The 20,032-nt window shown below is 61.4% G+C and carries 18 protein-coding genes; 10 read left to right on the top strand and 8 right to left on the bottom strand.

Features of this window, described 5'->3' with window-relative positions:
* Positions 1 to 84: 84 nt before the first annotated feature.
* The 3 genes from KGB24_RS22145 to KGB24_RS29245 are packed head-to-tail and all read right to left on the bottom strand — an operon-like array spanning position 85 to position 2,107.
* Positions 85 to 723: a response regulator transcription factor gene (locus KGB24_RS22145; protein WP_192227438.1), complete on the bottom strand. Its 639-nt coding sequence runs from the start codon at positions 721 to 723 to the stop codon at positions 85 to 87.
* Positions 720 to 1,982, bottom strand: coding sequence for a histidine kinase (locus KGB24_RS22150; RefSeq protein WP_223416328.1), 1,263 nt, complete (start codon positions 1,980 to 1,982; stop codon positions 720 to 722). The genes KGB24_RS22145 and KGB24_RS22150 overlap by 4 nt, the downstream gene beginning before the upstream one ends.
* A gap of 2 nt (positions 1,983 to 1,984) precedes the next feature.
* Positions 1,985 to 2,107: a hypothetical protein gene (locus KGB24_RS29245; protein ID WP_008024888.1), complete on the bottom strand. Its 123-nt coding sequence runs from the start codon at positions 2,105 to 2,107 to the stop codon at positions 1,985 to 1,987.
* Positions 2,108 to 2,264: 157 nt separating this feature from the next.
* Between KGB24_RS29245 and KGB24_RS22155 the strand changes: the two genes are divergently transcribed.
* The 6 genes from KGB24_RS22155 to KGB24_RS22180 all read left to right on the top strand — a co-directional run bounded on the left by KGB24_RS22155 (position 2,265) and on the right by KGB24_RS22180 (position 7,613).
* Positions 2,265 to 3,449, top strand: coding sequence for an ABC transporter substrate-binding protein (locus KGB24_RS22155; RefSeq protein ID WP_223416327.1), 1,185 nt, complete (start codon positions 2,265 to 2,267; stop codon positions 3,447 to 3,449).
* A gap of 29 nt (positions 3,450 to 3,478) precedes the next feature.
* Positions 3,479 to 4,438, top strand: a complete 960-nt coding sequence (locus tag KGB24_RS22160) for a YVTN family beta-propeller repeat protein (RefSeq protein ID WP_223416326.1) — start codon at positions 3,479 to 3,481, stop codon at positions 4,436 to 4,438.
* Positions 4,435 to 5,166, top strand: coding sequence for an ABC transporter ATP-binding protein (locus tag KGB24_RS22165; RefSeq protein ID WP_223416325.1), 732 nt, complete (start codon positions 4,435 to 4,437; stop codon positions 5,164 to 5,166). The genes KGB24_RS22160 and KGB24_RS22165 overlap by 4 nt, the downstream gene beginning before the upstream one ends.
* Positions 5,163 to 5,954 carry an ABC transporter permease gene (locus KGB24_RS22170; RefSeq protein WP_223416324.1) on the top strand — a complete coding sequence of 264 codons (792 nt, stop codon included), beginning with the start codon at positions 5,163 to 5,165 and terminating at the stop codon, positions 5,952 to 5,954. Before KGB24_RS22165 ends, KGB24_RS22170 begins: the two co-directional genes overlap by 4 nt.
* A 379-nt stretch (positions 5,955 to 6,333) precedes the next feature.
* Positions 6,334 to 6,891, top strand: coding sequence for a PQQ-dependent catabolism-associated CXXCW motif protein (locus KGB24_RS22175; protein WP_223416323.1), 558 nt, complete (start codon positions 6,334 to 6,336; stop codon positions 6,889 to 6,891).
* A 56-nt stretch (positions 6,892 to 6,947) separates the two neighbouring features.
* Entirely contained in the window at positions 6,948 to 7,613 is a 666-nt protein-coding gene (locus tag KGB24_RS22180; protein WP_008024898.1) for a response regulator transcription factor, read from the top strand.
* Between the two features lie 321 nt (positions 7,614 to 7,934).
* Here the strand turns inward: KGB24_RS22180 and nahK are convergent, their stop codons facing one another.
* The 4 genes from nahK to KGB24_RS22200 form a co-directional block, all read right to left on the bottom strand.
* Complete coding sequence (nahK, locus tag KGB24_RS22185; protein ID WP_162130703.1) at positions 7,935 to 10,568, bottom strand: hybrid sensor histidine kinase/response regulator NahK/ErcS'; 2,634 nt, start codon at positions 10,566 to 10,568, stop codon at positions 7,935 to 7,937.
* Complete coding sequence (gene nosP / locus KGB24_RS22190; RefSeq protein ID WP_008024902.1) at positions 10,498 to 11,661, bottom strand: nitric oxide-sensing protein NosP; 1,164 nt, start codon at positions 11,659 to 11,661, stop codon at positions 10,498 to 10,500. The genes nahK and nosP overlap by 71 nt, the downstream gene beginning before the upstream one ends.
* Positions 11,662 to 12,285: 624 nt before the next feature.
* Complete coding sequence (locus tag KGB24_RS22195) at positions 12,286 to 13,470, bottom strand: porin (RefSeq protein ID WP_008040029.1); 1,185 nt, start codon at positions 13,468 to 13,470, stop codon at positions 12,286 to 12,288.
* A gap of 175 nt (positions 13,471 to 13,645) precedes the next feature.
* On the bottom strand, positions 13,646 to 14,452 hold the full coding sequence (locus KGB24_RS22200; RefSeq protein WP_223416322.1) for a sulfite exporter TauE/SafE family protein: 807 nt from the start codon (positions 14,450 to 14,452) through the stop codon (positions 13,646 to 13,648).
* A 160-nt stretch (positions 14,453 to 14,612) separates the two neighbouring features.
* Here KGB24_RS22200 and KGB24_RS22205 point away from each other — a divergent pair, with 160 nt between their 5' ends.
* A complete protein-coding gene (locus KGB24_RS22205; protein WP_223416321.1) occupies positions 14,613 to 15,476 on the top strand; it encodes an MBL fold metallo-hydrolase in 864 nt (287 codons plus the stop codon).
* Between the two features lie 311 nt (positions 15,477 to 15,787).
* On the opposite strand, the gene bkdR is transcribed toward KGB24_RS22205, so the two are convergent.
* Positions 15,788 to 16,276 (bottom strand): Bkd operon transcriptional regulator BkdR, encoded by a 489-nt coding sequence (gene bkdR / locus KGB24_RS22210; protein ID WP_008034067.1) that lies wholly within the window; start codon positions 16,274 to 16,276, stop codon positions 15,788 to 15,790.
* 186 nt (positions 16,277 to 16,462) lie between these two features.
* Between bkdR and KGB24_RS22215 the strand changes: the two genes are divergently transcribed.
* Genes KGB24_RS22215 through KGB24_RS22225 form a run of 3 tightly spaced genes read left to right on the top strand, consistent with a single transcriptional unit; the run spans position 16,463 to position 20,030 of the window.
* Positions 16,463 to 17,698, top strand: a complete 1,236-nt coding sequence (locus tag KGB24_RS22215) for a 3-methyl-2-oxobutanoate dehydrogenase (2-methylpropanoyl-transferring) subunit alpha (RefSeq protein ID WP_008034068.1) — start codon at positions 16,463 to 16,465, stop codon at positions 17,696 to 17,698.
* A gap of 1 nt (position 17,699) precedes the next feature.
* Positions 17,700 to 18,758 (top strand): alpha-ketoacid dehydrogenase subunit beta, encoded by a 1,059-nt coding sequence (locus tag KGB24_RS22220; RefSeq protein ID WP_008034069.1) that lies wholly within the window; start codon positions 17,700 to 17,702, stop codon positions 18,756 to 18,758.
* Positions 18,759 to 20,030, top strand: coding sequence for a dihydrolipoamide acetyltransferase family protein (locus tag KGB24_RS22225; RefSeq protein WP_223416320.1), 1,272 nt, complete (start codon positions 18,759 to 18,761; stop codon positions 20,028 to 20,030).
* Positions 20,031 to 20,032 lie beyond the last annotated feature (2 nt).

The raw sequence follows: 20,032 nt of genomic DNA on the forward strand, positions 1-20,032 counted from the left end.
CGGTGGATCAGTCGACATCAATGGTGCCTGCCCCACCGCTATCGCCAGCAAGCCGGCTCCTACAGGGGTGGTGTGTAAATTCGATCACCCCGCCTTGCGCACCACCCCCATATCAATCCCCAGATGCACCAGCTCGGCATGGGAGCTCACCTGCAATTTGCTCTTGAGTAACGTCAGGTGATTGGAGACGGTCTTGCTGCTGATGCTCAGCTGTTCGGCAATCACACGGGCCGGGGTGCCTTTGGCGAGCATCACGAAAATCTCCAGTTCGCGCTGGGTCATGCTCTGCAAACGCGGGTCGCTGGCGTCCTGTTGCGGGTGACACGCCAGTTGAGTGGCCAGGGGCTGTTCGATGTAGGCGTGGCCCGCGAGAATCCGCCGCACCGCCTCGATCAGCACTTCGGGCGCCGAGCTTTTGGTCAGGTAACCCGAAGCGCCCGCCTCCAGTGCCTGGCGCACCAGCGGCAGCTCATCGTGCATGCTGAAAAACAGCACGCGCAGTTGTGGCAGACGCTGTCGCAACCGGCGCGTGGTTTCCAGCCCGCTGATCCCCGGCAGGCCGAAATCCATGATCACCAGATTTGGCACGGCCTCCTGAACCCTGATCAGCGCTTCTTCACCCGTCGCGGCTTCACGCACTTCCATCGCTGGCAGCAACGCGCGCAACAAACTCGCATAGCCCTGACGGACCACCGCATGGTCATCCACCAGCAGAATATTCATGACGCCTCCAAAGGCATGCTCAAGGCCAGCGCCCAACCGGCGCCGGGGTGGCTGATGATGCGTAACTCACCGCCCAGACTGCGGGCGCGCTCGAACATCGAATACAAACCGACACCCGGCCGCTGTGGCTGGAGGGCACCGCATCCGTTGTCACGAATCAATAAGCGCAAGTGGCCGCCGCAGTGTTGCAGGCGAACCCGCACCTGGCTTGCATCGGCGTGGCGAGCGACGTTGGTCAAGGCTTCCTGCAACAGGCGGTAGAGATGGGTCTTGTCCGGCGCAGACAATGGCGGCAACGAAGCGCTGACGCGCAACTGACAATCGACACCCTGTCGGCCTTGCCACTGCTCCACCAGCAACGCGAAAGCCTCGGCCAACGGCAGGTGTTGCAACACCACCGGATAGAGGTCGTGCACCAGCGCTCTGAAACCTTGTTGCAGGTGCTCGCAGTTGTGTTCCAGCTCACGCACCGTGCGCTCCACGGTGTCCGGTTGATCGGCGACCAGGCGCAACAAACAGGCCTGAGCGCGAATCCCCGCCAGGTATTGACTGAGATCGTCGTGCAGGGTCTGCGCCAGATGAGTGCGTTCCTGTTCCTGCACCGCCAGCAAGGTCTGGGTCAGTTGCGTGTTGTCGGCGCGCGCCTGTTCCAGTGCTTCGGTCATGCGATTGAAGTGCACCGCCAGTTGCTGCGCTTCCGGCAGCCCTTGCGCGCGCAGTCGCACCTTGAGCTGGCCTCCGGAAACCTGCCGCAATGCACGCAACAACTCATCGAGCAGGCCCATTCCCCGGCGCACGGCCCAGCGAATGGTCAACAGACTCAACAACAACGCCAGGCCACACAGGCTCAGTAATTGCTGGAGGGAATCCCAGACTTCATCGATTTCATCCCGTGGGTCGACCGCAATCAGCACACGCCGGCCATCCTGCAGATCCAGCTCCCGCGCACTGTGCCTGGCCTCGGCAAACAGCAATCGCCCGAGCCAGGCGTCAAGCCCGTCCTGCATTGGCGGTTGTGCCGATTCGCCCGGTTCGAGCCAGCGCACCCGCACGTGACGCAGACTTTGCGTCAACCGTGGTTGCAGGCTGGCGGGATCGCGCGCGGCGGTTTCGCTCAAGTACTCGACCACCGCCTCGGCGGATTGCAGCTCTCGCTCCACATCCGCCAGCGCCTGGTGCACCAGCAAGCCCATGCACGCCAACGTGACCAGCGCGAAAAATCCGCAGACCCAGAGGTTGATCCGCCACAGGGCCGACACGCCTAGCGCCCCGGTGTCGCAGGCATCACCAGCAGCGACGCGGGGCGCGGGCCGTGGAGTTTGTCGACGCCGATCAGACTCAGGATCAGCAGCAACGGCAGGAGCAGCGCCTTGAGAATACGCATGGTCGATCTCCTTCAGAGTGATGGCCGTTGTTGCCCATGCTAAAACCGCGCCGCCCTCGGCGAGTTACTACCTTGGTACTGCCTCACTGGTACTTTCTGCATATTTCATCCCGTCCTCAGGCTTCCTATGCTGGCGCTACCCGTGATGGAGTGCCCTATGCGCCAGCTTGCCCCCTACGCCCTGATCTACCTGCTGGCGATTGCCTGCGCCGCCGGGCTGGCGACACAAAGTCAGGCGGCCGATGCACCGCTGCAAGTGCAGATCGGCTACCTGGGTTATCACCCCGACCCGGGGCCCTTGCTGTCGAACATCATTCCCGAGCCCGTCGATGCCGGACTGCGTGGCGCCGAACTGGCGATCACCGACAGCAACAGCACCGGGCGCTTTCTCAATCACAGTTACAGCCTGGCCAACGCCAACGTCGACAACCCGCAGGCCTTGCTCGATGCGGCCAAGGCGCAACACGCACAAGGTCTGCGCCTGTTTGTGGTGAACGCGCCGGTGGCCAGCCTGCGGCAACTCAGCGCCGCCCTGCCCGACAGTTTGCTGATCAACGCCGGCAGCCCGGATGACAGCCTGCGCACCACCGATTGCCTGCCAAACGTGCTGCACACGCTGCCGAGCCGGGCGATGCTCGCTGATGCCTTGGCGCAGTTTCTGGTGGTGCGCAAATGGCAGCGGGCACTGCTGATTGTCGGCCCGACCGCCGACGATCAAGCCTATGCCGCCGCCCTGCGCCGCGCGGCGAAACGCTTCGGCGTGCAACTGGTGGCGGAAAAAACCTGGAGTTTCGATAACGATCAACGCCGCAGCGCCCAGGCCGACATGCCGCTGTTCACCCAGACCGCCGAGTACGACGTGGTACTGGTGGCCGATGAACGCGGTGACTTCGGCGAATACGTGCCCTACCAGACCTGGTATCCGCGTCCGGTGGCCGGCACTCAAGGCCTGACCCCGGTGGGCTGGCACAAGACCGTGGAAACCTACGGCGCCGCCCAATTGCAGAAACGCTTCGAAGCCATGGCCGGGCGCTGGATGAACGACCGCGACTTTGCCGCGTGGATGGCCGTGCGCAGCATCGCCAGCGCGGTGAGCAAACTGCGTCAGACCGATCCGATGGCGATCCGCAACCTGGAAATCAGCGACCAATTGCCGCTCGATGGCTTCAAGGGTCGCAAGCTCAGTTATCGCCCGTGGAACGGCCAGTTGCGCCAGCCGATCCCCATCGTGCAGCCGCGGGCGCTCGTCAGCACCTCACCACAGGACGGCTTTCTGCACCCCTTCAACGAAATGGACAGCCTCGGTTACGACAAGCCCGAGGTCAGCTGCCGCTTTCCCTGATCTTCCACAACAACAATAAGGAATCCGCCATGCGCCGCACCCTGCTTTCATGCGCCCTGTTGCTCGCTGCCGGGCACGCCGCGGCCAGCACCGCCTGGGTCTCCAACGAAAAAGACAACAGCATCAGCCTGATCGACATGCAGACCCTGCAAGTCACCGACACCCTGCCCGTCGGCCAGCGTCCGCGTGGTCTGTTGCTGTCCCACGACAACAAGCTGCTGTACATCTGCGCCAGCGATTCGGACCGGGTGCAGGTGATGGACGTGGCCACGCGCAAGATCATCAAGGAACTGCCTTCAGGCAAGGACCCCGAGCAATTCGCCCTGCACCCGAACAATCGCTGGCTTTACGTTTCCAACGAGGACGACGCGCTGGTGACGGTGATCGACACCGAAACCTCCAAGGTGCTGAGCCAGATCAACGTCGGCGTCGAGCCCGAAGGCATGGCCGTCAGCCCGGACGGCAAATGGGCGGTGAACACCAGCGAAACCACTAACATGCTGCACTGGATCGACACCGGCACCCAGACCCTGGCCGACAGCACGCTGGTGGATCAGCGCCCGCGTTTCGTCGAGTTCGCGCCCGATGGCAAACAGTTGTGGGCCTCGGCGGAAATCGGCGGCACCGTGACCATTCTTGACACCGCCACCCGGCAGGTCCTCAAGACCCTGACCTTCCAGATCAAGGGCGTGCACCCGGACAAGGTGCAACCGGTGGGCATCAAACTCAGCGCCGATGGCAAGTACGGTTTCGTCGCGCTGGGCCCGGCCAACCACGTCGCGGTGATCGATGCCAAAACCTTCGAAATCCTCGATTACCTGCTGGTCGGCCGTCGCGTGTGGCAGATGGCGTTCACCCCGGATCAGAAACAATTGCTGGCCACCAATGGCGTCAGCGGCGATGTGTCGGTGATTGATATCGACAGCCTCAAAGTGAGCAAATCGGTGAAGGTCGGGCGCTATCCGTGGGGCGTGGTGGTGACGCCATGAACGCACTGGAAGTCAGCGACCTGAGTTTCGCCTACGGCGCGCGGGAGGCGTTGCGCCAAGTGAGTTTCAGCCTGGCGCCCGGTCGTTTTGCGGCGCTGCTGGGGCCGAACAGCGCCGGCAAATCGACGCTGATTGCCTTGCTGACCCGGCTGTACGATGTGCAACGCGGTGATATCCGTGTCGGCGCTTGTTCGTTGCGGAATGCGCCGCGCCCGGCGCTCAAGCAGTTGGGTGTGGTGTTTCAGCAAAGTACGCTGGACCTGGACCTCAGCGTCGAGCAGAACCTGCGTTATCACGCCGCGCTGCACGGAATGTCGCGGCGTGAAACCGCAATTCGGGTCGATGCCGAACTGGCCCGTCAGTCGTTGACCGAACGCCGTCGCGAGCGGGTACGCGAGCTGAATGGCGGTCATCGTCGCCGGGTGGAAATCGCTCGCGCGCTGCTGCATGAGCCACGCCTGTTGCTGCTCGACGAGGCCAGTGTCGGCCTCGATCCGGCCAGTCGCCTGGCGCTCAATCAACACATCCGCAGCTTGTGCCGCGAGCACCGCCTCAGCGTGCTCTGGACCACGCACTTGCTGGATGAAGTGCAGCCTAGCGATGACTTGCTGATTCTCCATCAAGGCCGTTTGGTCGCCAGCGGCCAGGCCGATGCGTTGAGCCTGGAACACGGCGGCGACCTCGGTTCGGCCTTCGCTCGCTTGACCACCTCGGGAGCCGTGCGATGAACGCGTATTGGCAATGTTTCAGCGGTATCGTGCTGCGTGAATGGCTGCGTTTTGTGTTGCAGCGCACGCGGTTTCTCAGTGCACTGGTGCGCCCGCTGCTGTGGCTGCTGGTGTTCGCCGCCGGTTTTCGCGCGGCACTCGGCATCGCGATCATCGAGCCCTACGACACCTACATTCCGTATGAGGTCTACATCATTCCGGGGCTGGCCTGCATGATCCTGTTGTTCAACGGCATGCAAGGTTCGCTGTCGATGGTCTACGACCGGGAGATGGGCAGCATGCGCGTACTGCTTACCAGTCCCTTGCCCCGCACGTTTCTGCTGTGCAGCAAACTGTTGGCCACGTCGCTGATTTCGCTGTTGCAGGTGTATGCCTTTCTGGCGATTGCCTGGGTGTACGGCGTGCAGCCGCCGGCCATGGGCCTGTTGATCGCCTTGCCGGCGTTGCTGCTGGTGGCGTTGATGCTCAGTGCGTTGGGGTTGTTGCTGTCAAACGCGATCCGCCAACTGGAGAACTTCGCCGGGGTGATGAATTTCGTGATCTTCCCGCTGTTTTTCCTGTCGTCAGCGCTGTACCCGCTGTGGAAGATGCGCGAGTCGAGCGAGTGGTTGTATTGGTTGTGCGCCGTGAATCCGTTTACGCATGCAGTGGAACTGGTACGGTTTGCCTTGTACGAGCGCTTCAACCCGTTGGCATTGGCGGTATGCATCGGCCTGACACTGCTGTTTTCGCTACTGGCGGTACTCACCTTCAACCCCCAACACGCCACCCTGCGCAAATCCAGCTGATTCCAGTGTGCCAGACACGCCGCCATCGCCAGCAAGCCGGCTCCTACAGGATCGTGGATACACCGTTATTTTGTGAACGACATTGGACTGTAGGAGCCGGCTTGCTGGCGATCCAGACAACACGGTGCGTCAGACACACCGCCATCGCCGGCAAGCCGGCTCCTACAAGGGATGTGATCTGCCGTTATCGCGCGGACAACCTCAAACTGTAGGAGCCGGCTTGCCGGCGATCAATGCAACGCGGTGCATCAGGCAAGCCGGCTCCTACAGTCCATCACACCAAAATTACTACTTTAGTACTGGTTTTCCTGTCTATCGTCGCATTCCCAACGCACCGCGACTGGCATGTAATGGGCTCATAACTATAAGGACTGAACCCATGCCGCGTGCCCGACGTGTTCTGCTACGCCCTTCCCTCGCTGTGTTATCGCTGAGCCTGTTGCTGGGCGTCGCACACGCCGAAACACCGCTGTTCTCCGCTGACGGCTACCGCATCGGCCTGTACCGCAGCCCCACGCCGAATCAGGCCGAGGGGGCCACCATCATCGACACCGCCGCCCTGCAAACCCTGCTCACCCAGAGGCCTCGCCCGGTGTTGATCGATGTCTACCGCCGCCAATGGCTGCAAGGGCGTTTCATCGAAGACCAGCCCCACGAAAACCTGCCCGGTAGCCACTGGCTGGCCAACACCGGCGACGGCGACCTGACACCCGACTGGCAGGATTACTTCACACGCAATCTGCAAAAATTCACCGCCGGCGATCCCCGGCAACCGCTGGTCTTTTACTGCCGGTCCGATTGCTGGTTGAGCTGGAATGCGGTCAAACGCGCGGCCGCCATGGGCTATAAGACTCTGTATTGGTATCGCGATGGCCTGGATGCCTGGCAAGCGGCGAACCTGCCCGTGACACCCGCCCTGCCCGAGCCTTTTCCCTGACCTTTACGCGTGCGTGTTGTTGCCACACCATAATCAAAATAATGAGGTGAAAGGCTATGTACAAAATTCTGATTGCCGACGATCACCCGCTGTTTCGCGAAGCCATTCATAACGTCATCAGCGATGGATTCCCGGGCAGCGAGGTCATGGAAACCGCCGACCTCGACAGCGCCCTGGCGCTGACTCAGGACCACGACGACCTGGACCTGATCCTGCTCGACCTGAACATGCCCGGCATGCACGGCCTCAATGGCCTGATCAACCTGCGCAACGAGGCACCGACCATTCCAGTGGTGATCGTCTCGGCGGAACAGGACAAGCAGATCGTACTGCAAGCCATCACCTATGGCGCGGTGGGCTTCATCACCAAGTCCTCGCCACGGGTGCAGATGACCGACGCGATCCAACAGATTCTCAATGGCAACGTCTACCTGCCGCCGGACATCATCCGCACGCAGAAAAGCGGCACCCACCGCCGGATGAACGACACCCCGAGCTTTCCGCCGGAACTGCTTCAGGCCCTGACCCGCAAACAGTTGCTGGTGCTGGAGCGCATGACCAAAGGCGAGTCGAACAAACAGATCGCCTACACCCTGGAAATCGCTGAAACCACGGTCAAGGCCCACGTCTCGGCGATTTTGCGCAAACTCAATGTGCACAATCGGGTGCAAGCGATCCTGAGCGCCGGGGATATTGATTTCGGCTCTTATCTACGACGTTGAGACCGCGCCGCGCCCATCGCCAGCAAGCTGGCTCCTACAGGAACAACGCAATCCCCTGTAGGAGTCGGCTTGCCGGCGATGAGGCCATCAGCACCCGCACAAATTTCAGGGCCGGCCAAGCAAATCGCCAGCAAGCTGACTCCTACAAGAACAACGCAATCCCCTGTAGGAGCCGGCTTGCCGGCGATGAGGCGATCAGCCCCCGCACAAATTTCAGGGCCGGCCAAACAAATCGCCAGCAAGCTGACTCCTACAGGAACAACGCAACCCCCTGTAGGAGCCGGCTTGCTGGCGATGAGGCCCTCGACATCAACAAAAATCTCAAGGCCTACCGAGCAAATGACTCATCGCCGTCTTCAGCTTCATCGGCCGCACCGGCTTATGCATCAAGGTGTGCCCCAACTCTCGAATCTGCAATTTGAGTTCATTGCTGTAATTGGCGGTGATCATCATCGCCGGAATGGCTGAGCCGCGTCGGGCGTTGATCCGCGCCACGGCATCCACGCCGTTCTGATCGTCATCCAGGTGGTAATCGGCAATCAGCAAATCCGCCTCGGCGTGATAATTGTCCACTTGCCGCGCCAAATCCTGCTCCGACAACGCCGTCACCACCAGACAACCCCAGCCTTCGAGCAAGGTGCGCATGCCGGCGCAAATCGCCGCATCGTTGTCCAGCACCCAGACCCGCGCACCGCGCAGGCGTTCGAGCATCGGCTCGCTCATCAACAGGCTCGGCAATGCCTTGGGTGCCGTCGCGCTCAACGGCACCTCGACGGAAAACACCGAGCCCTTGCCCGGCCACGAACGCACGTGAATGCGGTGCCCGAGAATCCCGGCAATTTTCTCGACAATTGCCAGCCCCAGCCCCAACCCGCGATCCTGATCCGGACGTTGCACATCACCGCGTTTGAACTCCTGGAAAATCTCTTCCAGACGGTTTTCGGCGATGCCCATGCCGCTGTCCCAGACCTCGATCGACAGCCGCTGATGATGCCGCCGGCAACCGAGCACCACGCGGCCGCTGTAGGTGTAGCGAATCGCGTTGCTCAACAGGTTGCGCAAGATCCGCGCAAGCAACTGAATGTCGCTGCGCACCAGCGCCGAACACCCGATAAAATGCAGCTCAAGCCCTTCGCTACGCGCGACCTGGGTGTACTCGGCGGCGAGGTTTTCCAGCAACTCGCTCAAGGCGAACGGCGCGATGTCGGCCTTGATCACCCCGGCATCTAGTTTGGAAATGTCGACCAGCGTACCGAGCAGATTCTCCACGTCTTCCAGGGAATTGCTGACGTTGCGCACCAGAATCTCGTTGGCCAGCGGCTCCCGGCGTTCGAGCAAGGCGCTGGTAAACAGGCGCGCGGCGTTCAGCGGTTGCAGCAAGTCATGACTGACGGCGGCAAGAAACTTGGTCTTCGACAGGTTGGCCTGCTCAGCTTCGAGCTTGGCCTCGCGCAGGCGTGATTCAACCCGCCGACGTTCGTCGATCTCGCGCAGCAATTGGTCATTGAGGGTCGTCAGTTCCGCCGTACGTTCGCGCACCCGCAGTTCAAGGTTCTGATAGGCCTGGTGCAACGCCTCGGCGGTGCGACGGCGCTCGGTGATGTCGCGGATCAACACGAAAATCCCCACCACTTCGCCGGTTACCAGCCGATTGGGCACGTAGGAGCGCAGCATGTAGCGCTCCTGATTATTGATGTTGGTTTCGGCGAACTCGAACGTCACGCTCTCACCGGCCAACGCCCGCGCCACATAGGCTTCCAGGCGCTGGTAATGCTGCTCGCTGTGCACTTCGCGCAGGCTCTGCCCGAGCATCACGCCGCGTGGCCAGCAGTACCATTCTTCGTAGACCTTGTTGGTGAACTCGTAGACCAGATCGGCATTGAGGTAGGCGATCAGCGCCGGTACGTGGTCGGTGATCAGGCGAATCCAGCGCTCGCTTTCGCTCAGCGCTTCGGCGTGCTGGTAGCGCTCGGTGATGTCGGTGAAAGTGTTGACGAAGCCGCCGGTGGGCAACGGATGTGTGCGGATTTCCAGGACCCGGCCATCGTACAGACGCTGCTCGCATTCCTGCACCGGGCGCCCGTTGCCGTCGCGGCTGGCCGGGGTCAGCAAGTTCAACTCGCTGTCGGCGATCACTTCGGCGAACGGTCGATGCGCCGCCACCGGCGCCAGGCCGCTGAGTTCAAGGAAGCGCCGGTTCCACAACTCCAGAATGCCCTCGGCGTTGACCATCGCTACGCCTTGGGACAGGTTGTCTACAGCCCGTTGCAACAAGTGCGATTTCTGCGCCACGGCCTGCTCGCGGCGCACGGTTTCACTGAGTTTGACGTCGGTGATGTCGGTGAACAGGATCACCCGCCCGCCTTCCTGGGTCGGCCGTTCGCTGACTTGCAGCCAGCGACCGTCCTGCAAGCGGAACAGCAGGTTCTCGTCGGCCTGCCCGCGCGGTTCTTCGGTGAACAGACCGGTGGACAGCATCAACCGCTTGACCTCGGCCAGGCGCATGCCGGCGTTGATTCGCACCCGGCTGTTACCCCAGAACGCCTTGAAGCGGCTGTTGAACAGCACGATCCGCTGCTCCGCGTCGAATAATACAAAGGCGTCGGAAATGCTCTCGATGGCGTCGATCAGGTGTTGATGCGCGGTTTCCGCGCGCAGACGCGCTTCGCTGAGCAAGTGATTGCCTGACTTCAGTTCAGCCATGGCCTGGTTCAAGGCATCGGTGCGCTCACGCACCTGTTCGGCCAGCACCACCGAATGCTGGAACGCCGCGTACGGGTCGTTGCCGCGGGTGATGCCGGACTCGATCCGTTCGATCAGCGCAGCATTGATGCGCTGCAATTTGTGATTTTCGTGCCGCAGGCTGGCGACTTGAGCCGCAAGCTCAGCGATGTCCAGGGGAGCGGCCTCGGGCAATGGCAACCCCGGTGAAGGTCTGGTTGATGTGCATGCCATTGAACTGTTCTCCGTAGGTGTTGAAACCCATCACCCGCTGGTCGCGCAAAAACCTGCCGATCTGCTCCAGATTGCCGCCGTCTTCCAGTTCCAGGCGCCTGAGAAAACAGTCGCAGCCGATGGTCAACAACAGGTCACCGAGGCGTTCCTGCAAACCGTCGAACAGGGTTTGCAGATTGGGCAGCATCGGCCCTGGAGTCATGACGGTGAGGACGATGCCGTTTTCCACGGCGCAGTAGAAACTCAGGCTCAAGTCCGGGTGCACCTGCTGGATGGCCCGCACGTAATACTGATCGTTGATCCGCACCGCCAGCGGGTGGGCGGCGAAGATCCGATGATCGAGTTCAGCCACGGGCACGCCGATGTGCCGGGCGTACTCCTCGGCGGCCGGTTCGGCATTCAGTTCGAAGACCCGGCGCGAGGCGCTGTCGGCGCCAGTGACCACCAGTTTTTCCGCCCTCGGCAGGATGTGGTGGGTGGTGAAGACTTCGAAGTCGAGCCAGGTGTTGACCAGCACCACCACCGCCGCGCCGCTGTGGAACTCGCCGCCGAAGTAAACGTGGGTGTGGGTCAGGTAATTGTCGTCGCCGGCCGAGCCACCGAAATGCGGAATGTCGCCCAACGCAGCGCTCAACGCCGCGAGCACCATTTCTTCACGGCTGGACAAACCATCGAGCAAGGTCAGGGCGAAGCTGTTGCCCTTGATCGGCGCCAGGGTGTTGCTGCGACAACCACTGACCAGACGCTCGACCATTTGCTGGGCGTCGATCAGGCTGAAGCGCTCCATCTCGTCGATCAATTCGGCATCGATGGAAAAATGCCGATGGTCGAAACCCACCGCCGTCACGCAGTTGCGCCCGTAACCCAGCGGGGTGATTTCACCGGCGCTGGTGCAGCCGACCAGACGGATACCGCCGAAGCTCTGCTGCAAGGCCTGGCCCAGCGCCTGCAAGTCGTACTCGGCGGAGCAGAAAAACAGCACAAAGCCCAAATGCGGATGCAGCAACTGCCGCGCCAACTCCTGGGCCACCTGCTGGGCATCGGTCGCCTGGGACATCGCACTGACGACCCCGTCGCTCTGAACCTGCTGCATCGTCGCCTCCCGCAGGTGCGCATGTGTGAGGTTGGAGTGTACGAAGGCAGCGGTCGGCTACGTATGCTACTTGGGTAGCGGTCAGGCGCTTCGATGGGATGAGAGTTCCAGCAAACACCACAAAACCTGTAGGAGCCGGCTTGCTGGCGATAACGGTCGGTCAGGCAACAATGATGGTGACTGACAGTCCGTCATCGCCGGCAAGCCGGCTCCTACAAATCCGTGCCCGGCGCGCCATTTTCTGCATGAAACAAAACCTGTAGGAGCCAGCTTGCTGGCGATGGCGGTGGGTCAGGCAACAATGATGGTGACTGACAGTCCGTCATCGCCGGCAAGCCGGCTCCTACATGTCCGTGCCCGGCGCGCCGCTTTCCGCCATGACACAAAACCTGTAGGAGCCAGCTTGCTGGCGATGGCGGTGGGTCAGGCAACAATGATGGTGGCTGACAGTCCCTCATCGCCGGCAAGCCGGCTCCTACAAATACGCGCCCGGCGCGCCGTTTTCTGCCATGACACAAAACCTGTAGGAGCCAGCTTGCTGGCGATGGCGGTGGGTCAGGCAACAATGATGGTGGCTGACAGTCCGTCATCGCCGGCAAGCCGGCTCCTACAAGGGATTGGGGGTTACCAGGTCAACACCGCCCCCACCGCGAAGGTGTCGGTGTCTTCGTTTTGCGCGCTGGTTTGGTGGCCATTGATTTCGAACTGGTTGTACTCGGCCACCAGTTTCAGGTTGTCGTTGACGTCATGGAACAGCGCAATGCCGCGAGTTTCATAGTCCGCGCCGCTGCCCACCACGCCGTTGCCGTCGTCCTTGGTCTTGCCGTAGGACAAGGCCAGGCGGTTTTTGCCCAGCTTGTACGAGCCCTGCAACAGGTAGCCGTCGCTGTCGACATTCCGCAGTGTCGGTTCGCCGGCGTTGTTGGTGAAGAACGGGTTGATGCCCTTCGCTTGGAATCCGGAACCGGTCAATGACAAGCCGCCCATTTTCGCCTGCACGCCATAGCCCAAACCTTTGGAGGTCACGGACTGCACCGTGGAATCGGTGTTGTCCGAAGTCTGGTAGCTGCCGTTCACCCAGCTGTAAATCTTCGCCCCGGCAAGGTCGAACTGATAGGTGATCTCGCTCTCGGTGCGCGGGTTTTCCTGATAGGCCTTGCCGGTCGCGCTGCTGTCGTTGGTGTCCACCGGGTCCATGATCCCGACCGCGACTCGCAAGCCGTCCATCACCGGGGTGCGGTAAGTGATCTGCGATGTCGGGAACGGGTACGGATAACCGCTGCCGATGTTGCCGAACGACACCCCGCCGCCATCCACCAACCCGAGCGTGTCGCTGACCTGGCCGTAACCGGCCAGCAACTCATCGAGCAGAATGTTGGAACGGGCAAACAAACCGAAGTCCTTGCCGATCAGCACTTCGCCCCATTCCGGGTTGGCCACCGTGCCGTAGAACTGCCGCACGTCGATGGCGGTGTCGGTGCCGTTGGTTTCGCTGTCGTTGATGGTCACCCAGAACGACGCCCGGGCGCCGAGCTTGAGGTCATCGACTTGCTTGCCCATGTTGAAGCCCAGGTAGTTGGGCAAAAAGCCCATTTTCACCCGCGCCTGTCGACGGTCGAACTGCTCGCCGGCACGGTCGACGTCGCTGTTCACATAGAAGGCGTTGATGTAGCCATCGGTGGAAAACGTGGTCTGGTCCTTGTCGTACAGCATGATTTCGGCTTCGGCCATTGAGCTCAAACCCAGGGCCGACAGGCTGGCGATGAAGGCTGGCAAGTAACGGTGCTTGAAATTCTTATTGTTGTGCATGACGCGCTCCGCAGCGGGGGACTGGATGTCGGAGGCGATTATCGAAAGCGGACCGGCGGCGTCATACGCTGCCTTGGGGGTGGTTTTGAAGTGCTTTGGCGTGGCCGGTGGCGTGCAGCAAGTTGGGTGTAAGACCGGGCCACGACGAGGGCCCGGAACTTAAGGTGTAAGACGCCTAGATGCCGGCCTTGAACAGCATGTAGGCCGCGACCACCACGCAGAGGCTGGCGAAGCCGATCTGCAAGGCCCGGGCCGGGACTCGGGCGCACAGCTGTCGGCCGACGATCATGCCGATGACGCTCGCGACGATGAACGCCACGCCCAGACCATCGATCCGCACCCCGGCATGAAATGCACCGATCACGCCGATGGCAGAAATCAGGCTGATGACCATCAAGGACGTCGCGACGATCCCGCGCATCTGCACATCGGTCAGTTGCTTGAACGCCGGGACAATCAGAAACCCGCCACCGACCCCGAGCAACCCCGAGACCACACCGGTCACCGCGCCGAGTGCGGCCAGGGTTGCGGTGCATTTGGCGGTCCAGGAAAAGCGCCCGGTCTGTTGATCGAGCATGCAGTTTTTCTGGCCCCAGTTGGCGTGGCCGTGATCGCTCGGCCCTTCTTCATGGCGCTCGCGGCGCAGCATCCGCCAGGCCACCATGACCATCAGCAGGCTGAACAGAATCATCAGGATTTTTTCCGGCAGTTGATGGGCAAAGTAGATGCCGACTGGGGAAAAAATCGCCCCCAGCAAGGCGATCAACAACGCCGCGCGATAACGCACCAGGCCATGGCGCAACCCATCGACGGCGCCGACCGCCGCCGCACTGCCCACCGCAAACAATGCAACGGGGGCCGCTTGTGTCATGGTCAAACCCAACCCCAGCACCAGGGCCGGAACCGCAAGAATGCCGCCACCGGCGCCGGTCAATCCGAGGACCAGGCCCATGGCCACACCAAATAAACTTGCCAGCAACATAAAACGCTCGTGATCCATGAGAAGAGCCGGGAACGCCCGGTATCGATGACTGACAGGATAGAGCCCGCGCAGCTTTTTTCCTGCATTGAATTGATCGGGGCTGGTCAGCGCAGGGAAAATGAAACTACCCTGAACACCTGTCCCAAAAGAAACGGCCACCATGCCCGCCTTGATTGAAGCCTTCCTCGACCCCGCCTCATCGACCTACAGTTACGTCGTTTACGAGGCCGACGGCAGCCAGTGTGCAATCGTCGACCCGGTGCTCGACTACGACCCGGCCGCCGGGCGCACCGCCACCACCCAGGCCGATAAAATCATCGCCTTCGTGGGTGAACATCAGTTGCAGGTGCAATGGCTGCTGGAAACCCACGCCCACGCCGATCACATGTCTGCCGCGCCTTATCTGCGTCGCGAGCTGGGCGGCAGGATTGCGATTGGTCAATCGATCAGCAAGGTGCAGGGCGTGTTCAAAGGCCTGTTCAACCTTGAACCGGAATTTGCCGTGGACGGTTCGCAGTTCGATCACCTGTTCGCCCCAGACGAATCGTTCATGATCGGCAACCTCAGGGCCACGGCGCTGCACGTACCCGGTCACACGCCGGCGGACATGGCCTATTTGATCGACAGCAGCGTCATTCTGGTGGGCGATACGTTGTTCATGCCGGATGTCGGCACTGCGCGCTGCGACTTTCCCGGCGGGAATGCCAATCAATTGTTCGCCTCGATCCAGAAGCTGCTGGCGTTTCCGGCCAGCGTGCGGCTTTACGTTTGCCACGACTATCCGCCTGAAAATCGCAAACCCCAGTGCCAGACCACGGTGGGCGAGCAGCGCAAGAGCAACATCCACATCCATGACGGCATCGACGAAGCGGCATTCGTCGCCATGCGCATCCGGCGCGATGCGGGGCTGGGCATGCCGACGCTGTTGTTGCCGGCGATTCAGGTCAACGTACGAGCCGGGAATTTGCCGCCGCCCGAGGAAAACGGCGTCACCTACCTGAAAATCCCCCTGAACAAACTCTGACCCCTTTGTAGGAGCCAGCTTGCTGGCGATGGCGATCCCGAAGCCGCCATCGCTGGCAAGCCAGGCTCCTACAAATACGCGGTGTCACACCAACCCGCCCCCACCACAAAACCTGTAGGAGCCGGCTTGCTGGCGATGGCGATTCCAAAGCCGCCATCGCTGGCAAGCCAGGCTCCTACAATTGCGCGGTGTCACACCAAACCGCCCCCACCACAAAACCTGTAGGAGCCAGCTTGCTGGCGATGGCGGCTTCGGAGTCGCCATCGCCAGCAAGCCGGCTCCTACAGGTTTTGTGGTGTTTGGGGGGGCGGTCAATTGGTCAGGGTCAATCCATTCGCCGGCAGCGGCAGCGCGGTTTTATAGCGCACTTGCTTCAGCGCAAAGCTTGAGCGGATGTTCGCCACACCGGGCACTTTGGTGAGGAAGTCCATCATGAAACGCTCCAGCGACTGAATGGTCGGCACCAGCACCCGGATCAGATAATCCGGATCACCCGCCATCAAATAGCACTCCATCACTTCCGGACGATCCGAGATCGCTTCCTCGAAATGCTGCAACGCCTCCTCCACCTGTTTCTCCAGGCTGACATGAATGAACACATTCACATGCAGCCCCAACAGGTCGGCATCCAGCAGCGTCACTTGTTCGCGAATCAGTCCCAATTCTTCCATCGCCTTGACCCGGTTGAAGCACGGCGTCGGCGACAGATTCACCGAGCGTGCGAGGTCGGCGTTGGTGATGCGCGCGTTCTCTTGAAGGCTGTTGAGAATGCCGATATCGGTACGGTCCAATTTGCGCATGAGAAAAAACCACCTGTTATTTTTGTTTATGCAGATTTTTTAACCTCAAATGACCACCAACGCAACGAAACACAGATAAATATTCTCCTGCGCCGGGCCTATGATGTTTGTAGGACAAGATTTCCATAACACGTGGAATGACGGTCAGCTCACTACAAGAAATTCACAAGATCGAGCGTAGAAGCCATGAACCAAGCGTATGAACCGCTGCGCCTGCACGTCCCTGAACCCTCGGGCCGTCCCGGCTGTAAAACCGACTTCTCCTACCTGCATCTGACCGATGCCGGCACGGTGCGCAAACCCCCAATCGACGTTGAACCCGCCGACACGGCCGATCTGGCCCGCGGCCTGATTCGCGTGCTCGACGATCAGGGCAATGCCTTGGGCCCGTGGGCCGAAGGCGTACCGGTAGAGATCCTGCGTAAAGGCATGCGCGCCATGCTCAAGACGCGGATCTACGACAACCGCATGGTGGTCGCCCAGCGTCAGAAAAAAATGTCGTTCTACATGCAAAGCCTTGGCGAAGAAGCCATCGGCAGCGCCCAGGCCCTGGCCTTGAACATCGACGACATGTGCTTCCCGACCTACCGCCAGCAAAGCATCCTGATGGCACGTGAAGTGCCGCTGGTGGACCTGATCTGCCAGTTGCTGTCCAACGAGCGCGATCCGCTCAAGGGCCGTCAGTTGCCGATCATGTACTCGGTCAAGGAAGCCGGTTTCTTCACCATTTCCGGCAACCTCGCCACCCAATTCGTCCAGGCTGTCGGCTGGGGCATGGCCTCGGCGATCAAGGGCGACACCAAAATCGCCTCGGCCTGGATCGGCGACGGCGCCACTGCCGAGTCGGACTTCCACACCGCCCTGACCTTCGCCCACGTGTACCGCGCGCCGGTGATCCTCAACGTGGTCAACAACCAATGGGCCATCTCCACCTTCCAGGCAATTGCCGGTGGTGAAGCAACTACGTTCGCCGGTCGTGGCGTCGGTTGCGGCATTGCCTCCCTGCGCGTCGACGGTAACGATTTCTACGCGGTCTACGCCGCTTCCGCCTGGGCTGCCGAGCGCGCCCGCCGCAACCTTGGCCCGACCATGATCGAATGGGTCACCTACCGCGCCGGCCCGCACTCGACCTCCGATGATCCGTCCAAATACCGTCCTGCCGACGACTGGAGCCACTTCCCATTGGGCGACCCGATTGCGCGCCTGAAGCAGCACCTGGTGAAAATCGGTCACTGGTCCGAAGAGGAACACGTCGCCGTCAGCGCCGAACTGGAAGCCGAAGTGATCGCCGCGCAGAAAGAAGCCGAGCAGTACGGCACCCTCGCCGGCGGCCAGATTCCGAGCGCCGCGACCATGTTCGAAGACGTTTATAAAGAGATGCCGGAGCACTTGAAGCGCCAGCGTCAAGAGTTGGGGATCTGACATGAACGATCACAACAACAATATTCAACCGGAAACCGCCATGACCACGACCACCATGACCATGATCCAGGCCCTGCGCTCGGCCATGGATGTGATGCTTGAACGTGACGACAACGTCGTGGTGTTTGGTCAGGACGTTGGCTACTTCGGCGGCGTGTTCCGTTGCACCGAAGGCTTGCAGAACAAGTACGGCACCTCCCGCGTGTTCGATGCGCCGATCTCCGAAAGCGGCATCGTCGGCGTTGCCGTGGGCATGGGCGCCTACGGTTTGCGTCCGGTGGCCGAGATCCAGTTCGCCGACTACGTGTACCCGGCGTCGGACCAGATCATTTCCGAAGCCGCCCGCCTGCGTTATCGCTCGGCCGGCGAGTTCACCGCCCCGATGACCCTGCGCATGCCTTGCGGCGGCGGCATCTACGGCGGCCAGACGCACAGCCAGAGTATCGAGGCGATGTTTACTCAGGTCTGCGGCTTGCGCACGGTGATGCCGTCCAACCCGTACGACGCCAAGGGCTTGCTGATCGCCTCCATCGAAAACGATGACCCGGTGATCTTCCTGGAGCCAAAACGCCTGTACAACGGCCCGTTCGATGGTCACCACGAACGTCCGGTCACGCCATGGTCGAAACACCCGGCCGCGCAAGTCCCGGACGGTTACTACACCGTGCCACTGGACGTCGCCGCCATCACCCGTCCGGGCAAGGACGTGACCATCCTGACTTACGGCACCACCGTTTATGTGTCGCAGGTTGCCGCTGAAGAAACCGGTATCGACGCTGAAGTCATCGACCTGCGCAGCCTGTGGCCGCTGGACCTGGAAACCATCACCAAGTCCGTGAAGAAAACCGGCCGCTGCGTGATCGTTCACGAAGCGACCCGCACCTGCGGTTTCGGTGCCGAACTGGCTGCCCTGGTGCAAGAGCATTGCTTCCACTACCTGGAAGCGCCGATCGAACGCGTCACCGGTTGGGACACCCCCTACCCGCACGCGCAAGAGTGGGCGTATTTCCCTGGTCCGTCCCGAGTGGGCGCGGCTTTGCATCGGGTTATGGAGGTCTGAATGGGCACGCACGTTATTAAAATGCCGGACATTGGTGAAGGCATTGCAGAAGTTGAACTGTCGGTATGGCACGTCAAAGTCGGCGACATGGTCGTCGAAGATCAGGTGCTGGCCGATGTCATGACCGACAAGGCGATGGTCGACATCCCTTCGCCAGTTCACGGCAAGGTCATTTCGCTGGGCGGCGTACCCGGCGAAGTCATGGCGGTTGGCAGCATCCTGATCAGCATTGAAGTTGAAGGCGCGGGCAACGTTAAAGAGTCGGCCCAGCCTGCGGTTGCAGCCGCGAAAGAAGCACCGGCACCCAAAGTCGAAGCTGTTGTGGCAACCAAACCGGCTCCTGCCGCAGCGCCGCGAGCGGCCGTCTGCCAGGGCCCGATGGTGGCTCGCGAAGCTGACGAGCGTCCGCTGGCCTCCCCGGCCGTGCGCAAACATGCACTGGACCTCGGCATTCAATTGCGCATGGTGCGTGGCACCGGCCCTGCCGGTCGCGTGCTGCACGAAGACCTGGACGCCTATCTGGCGCAAGGTCAGTCGAATGCTACGACTGCCACTGCCGCTTACGCCCAGCGTAACAACGAAGAGCAGATCCCGGTGATCGGCATGCGCCGCAAGATCGCCCAGCGCATGCAGGACGCCACTCAGCGCGCCGCCCACTTCAGTTATGTCGAAGAAGTCGACGTCACGGCCGTGGAAGAACTGCGTGCGCACCTGAACGAAAAACACGGTGCGACCCGTGGCAAGCTGACCCTGTTGCCATTTTTGGTCCGTGCGTTGGTTGTCGCCCTGCGCGACTTCCCACAGATCAACGCCCGTTACGACGACGAAGCCCAGGTCATCACCCGCCTCGGCGCGGTGCATGTGGGCATCGCCACTCAAGCCGACATCGGTTTGATGGTGCCCGTGGTGCGTCACGCCGAAGCCCGCAGCCTGTGGGACAACGCCGCCGAAATCTCCCGCTTGGCCAACGCCGCGCGTAACGGCAAGGCAAGCCGCGATGAATTGTCCGGCTCGAGCATCACCCTGACCAGCCTCGGCGCATTGGGCGGAATCGTCAGCACCCCGGTGCTGAACCTGCCGGAAGTGGCGATCGTCGGCGTCAACAAAATCGTCGAACGCCCGATGGTGGTCAAAGGCCAGATCGTGATCCGCAAGATGATGAACCTCTCCAGTTCCTTCGATCACCGCGTGGTCGATGGCATGGACGCGGCGCAATTCATCCAGGCCGTTCGTGGCTTGCTCGAACAACCCGCTACCTTGTTTGTGGAGTAAGG

The sequence above is a fragment of the Pseudomonas sp. BF-RE-25 genome (assembly GCF_019956105.1).
Classification (GTDB): domain Bacteria; phylum Pseudomonadota; class Gammaproteobacteria; order Pseudomonadales; family Pseudomonadaceae; genus Aquipseudomonas; species Aquipseudomonas migulae.

Bases quoted from the DNA above. Each gene is read 5' to 3' on its own strand.
- KGB24_RS22145 (WP_192227438.1), bottom strand. From the start codon at position 723: ATGAATATTCTGCTGGTGGATGACCATGCGGTGGTCCGTCAGGGCTAT.
- KGB24_RS29245 (WP_008024888.1), bottom strand. From the start codon at position 2,107: ATGCGTATTCTCAAGGCGCTGCTCCTGCCGTTGCTGCTGATCCTGAGT.
- KGB24_RS22155 (WP_223416327.1), top strand. From the start codon at position 2,265: ATGCGCCAGCTTGCCCCCTACGCCCTGATCTACCTGCTGGCGATTGCC.
- KGB24_RS22160 (WP_223416326.1), top strand. From the start codon at position 3,479: ATGCGCCGCACCCTGCTTTCATGCGCCCTGTTGCTCGCTGCCGGGCAC.
- KGB24_RS22165 (WP_223416325.1), top strand. From the start codon at position 4,435: ATGAACGCACTGGAAGTCAGCGACCTGAGTTTCGCCTACGGCGCGCGG.
- KGB24_RS22170 (WP_223416324.1), top strand. From the start codon at position 5,163: ATGAACGCGTATTGGCAATGTTTCAGCGGTATCGTGCTGCGTGAATGG.
- KGB24_RS22175 (WP_223416323.1), top strand. From the start codon at position 6,334: ATGCCGCGTGCCCGACGTGTTCTGCTACGCCCTTCCCTCGCTGTGTTA.
- KGB24_RS22180 (WP_008024898.1), top strand. From the start codon at position 6,948: ATGTACAAAATTCTGATTGCCGACGATCACCCGCTGTTTCGCGAAGCC.
- nahK (WP_162130703.1), bottom strand. From the start codon at position 10,568: ATGGCATGCACATCAACCAGACCTTCACCGGGGTTGCCATTGCCCGAG.
- nosP (WP_008024902.1), bottom strand. From the start codon at position 11,661: ATGCAGCAGGTTCAGAGCGACGGGGTCGTCAGTGCGATGTCCCAGGCG.
- KGB24_RS22195 (WP_008040029.1), bottom strand. From the start codon at position 13,470: ATGCACAACAATAAGAATTTCAAGCACCGTTACTTGCCAGCCTTCATC.
- KGB24_RS22200 (WP_223416322.1), bottom strand. From the start codon at position 14,452: ATGTTGCTGGCAAGTTTATTTGGTGTGGCCATGGGCCTGGTCCTCGGA.
- KGB24_RS22205 (WP_223416321.1), top strand. From the start codon at position 14,613: ATGCCCGCCTTGATTGAAGCCTTCCTCGACCCCGCCTCATCGACCTAC.
- bkdR (WP_008034067.1), bottom strand. From the start codon at position 16,276: ATGCGCAAATTGGACCGTACCGATATCGGCATTCTCAACAGCCTTCAA.
- KGB24_RS22215 (WP_008034068.1), top strand. From the start codon at position 16,463: ATGAACCAAGCGTATGAACCGCTGCGCCTGCACGTCCCTGAACCCTCG.
- KGB24_RS22220 (WP_008034069.1), top strand. From the start codon at position 17,700: ATGAACGATCACAACAACAATATTCAACCGGAAACCGCCATGACCACG.
- KGB24_RS22225 (WP_223416320.1), top strand. From the start codon at position 18,759: ATGGGCACGCACGTTATTAAAATGCCGGACATTGGTGAAGGCATTGCA.